A 2,640-nucleotide genomic window follows, 5' to 3' on the forward strand; every position below is an offset into this window, starting at 1 on the left:
GATGCAAAATTTTCAGGATTGCCAAAGATGTTTATCGGGGCAAACACAAGCATTACTCCTTGACATGGAATTTAGTGGCTGCTCTTGTTAACTTACGCTATGGCTGTATTTAGGAAAGATGTCTATTATTTACCCATACAATTTGTAAACATTCTAAATACCCGATCGTATCAAAAACTTGAAATATAATCTGCTGTAATACTTGGTGCATTAAACAAACGACAGGATTGTTTCATAGGATTTTGAGCGGTGACGGAGCGTAAACTAATAGATTCTATCTGACGAAGATGGCATTTTTGGCCGCTATGTGAATTGGCACCCAGCCACGATTTAGTTTGTAGTAGTTCTGCTCCTTTCCCCCTTACATCCGGGGGGGCAATTATATTGCTGTAATCAATTGGACGGGAGGAGACTCGATTCTGTCTCCTCCCCGTAAAGTGCATGGAGAAAACGTTCATTTTCTAGAAAAGCCATCGCTCTGGTTATGAATTACGCAATTGCGTCCCAGTTCCTTGGCCTTGTACAGCGATTCGTCGACACGGTTGAGGGTGACCTCGATGGTCTCACCAGCTTCATATTCAGTCACGCCAACGCTGGTGCTGAACTGGATGCTATCACCGTTCGAAGTTAATACCTGCGTTTCATGGCAACTTGCGCGAATACGCTCCGCCACCGCTATAGCCTCCTCGTATCTGCAACCTGTCAGTACGGCGACAAACTCTTCGCCGCCAAAGCGGGCCACGATGTCATGTTCACGCAACCCAGCCTGTAGGATCTCCGAGGTGGTTTTTAGGACTTGGTCGCCGATCAGATGACCATAGTTATCATTGATGCGTTTGAAGCGATCCAGGTCGAACATCAGGATGCAAAAAGACGAGCCAGCGTCGTTGGTGAGTCCCATTTCGAGGGACAGGCGTTTCATCAATACACGCCGATTGATCAATCCCGTCAGCGGATCACGGGTGGCTTCGCGGTATAGCTTCATTAGCATCAACAACTGGCTTGATTGAACCCACAGGGATATGCTGCCCAGAATAAACAATACCCACAGCATGTTGGCGGTATCCACGGTCATCAATTGGCCCAGTGAAGCTTTCAGCACCAGATAGATGACTATAACCATTGAGATCAATGAGACGCCCCAGGCAAGAGTAAGAGGGATAATCCCCAGCATCGACACAATCATGAGAGGCATGAAGCTGTAGCCGGCAAGTAGAGGTTCTGCACCACCCTGGTTGAGAATCTGCATGGAAGCAAAGTAGAACATGCCGGCGGACAGGATCGTCAACATGAAAATAAGGTGCACCTGGTTGCTGGTGAGTTTGCGCAGAGTAAGTAGCCCCAGCGGCAACAGGAAGGTCGTCAGCAGGAGCTTGGGAATAATCATGGAGCTGAAGTGATCCGGTCTCAGCAACAGGTAATCGACGGGAATCCACAGCTGGATGGCGATGGCATAGAAAAATGCCATGAAGCGTACTCGTACAGCAATATACTCGGCGCGGGTTTCGATGAAATCCGCGGAGTGATTGCGTGTGTTGAGGATGTCCTGAAGCTCGAATCTGTTAATGAAGGGTGCGAAGAAATTAATCTTGGAACGTTTATCCTGGACTGCCTCCGTTGTGGAGACTGGCATGGACTGGCGTTTATCGTTCACCGGTTGTTTGGACAAGGCGGGGGCATGAGACATGGCTTTCTCGGTAATGGGACGTTTGCGTTAAAGCATTATTTTATGTGGGTAGCCTGGGGGTGTAAGCCCAAACCGCCGAAAATTCCGGAGAGACCTTAGTAAATGTCTCCAGCCCTTATTTTAAAGCCAACTTGCCATAAATCGCGTTAACATGGGTGGTAGGCTAACTCTTAATCGACTGTTGTAGACTGCGTTTATTGATATAAGTATTGAGTGCGATGTGACTCGAATAGCCCAACACTTTTGCAATCTTCCGGACGGAAAGGCCATATCCGAGCAATTCCTTGATACGATCCAGGCTATTATCGAATTTACTTTTCTGTAAAGTGCCTTTTGGCTTACCGAGTTACTGACCACTCGCCTTTTTTACGGCTAAAGCTTCTTTGGTGCGCAAACTGATCAAATCCCTCTCCAATTCGCCGAACAGCGAGAACAGCGTAATAATGATCTTCGCATTCATATCCTGATTCGCAATATCCAGATTTTGCTTGATGGTAATGACTCGGATATTGCGTAATACTAAGGCATTAACCAACGTAATGACCTCCGCCGTGCTGCGCCCAAGTCTACTGAATTCAGTAACAACCAGCGTATCAGTCTCAATCAGCATTCCCACCAATTCATCTATCCGCCGTTGTTTGCTGGTTTTACGCGATGAAATTGTGATTTCGACAAATTCATCAATACGAATCTCCTTTTTACGCGCAAATTCCAAAATTTCTAGCTTTTGATTATTCAAATCTTGCTTGTCAGTAGATGCACGTAAATAAGCGACGATTTTTCCCATAAAATAGCGCCTGTTAAGTATTAACCTAAAATATGCCTTAAACTCGATGTTCAAGTTTTTAAACTCTTTACATTCTTATTTTTGGCAAATCATCCAGCAGCACGGTACTGTAGCGAAGCAGTCGGTTCCAGTCGGCCTAAATCTCTACCAACCATATGCTTGCCGG

The 2,640-nt window shown here is 46.1% G+C and carries 2 protein-coding genes; both read right to left on the minus strand.

All coding sequences use genetic code 11. The features are described 5' to 3' along the window. Positions 1 to 454: 454 nt before the first annotated feature. Positions 455 to 1,687 carry a GGDEF domain-containing protein gene (locus N7974_RS20325; RefSeq protein ID WP_262967355.1) on the minus strand — a complete coding sequence of 411 codons (1,233 nt, stop codon included), beginning with the start codon at positions 1,685 to 1,687 and terminating at the stop codon, positions 455 to 457. A 346-nt stretch (positions 1,688 to 2,033) separates the two neighbouring features. Beyond that, positions 2,034 to 2,474 carry a recombinase family protein gene (locus N7974_RS20330; RefSeq protein WP_262967356.1) on the minus strand — a complete coding sequence of 147 codons (441 nt, stop codon included), beginning with the start codon at positions 2,472 to 2,474 and terminating at the stop codon, positions 2,034 to 2,036. Positions 2,475 to 2,640 lie beyond the last annotated feature (166 nt).

It is taken from the genome of Methylobacter psychrophilus, assembly GCF_025583945.1.
Lineage (GTDB): Bacteria > Pseudomonadota > Gammaproteobacteria > Methylococcales > Methylomonadaceae > Methylobacter_C > Methylobacter_C psychrophilus.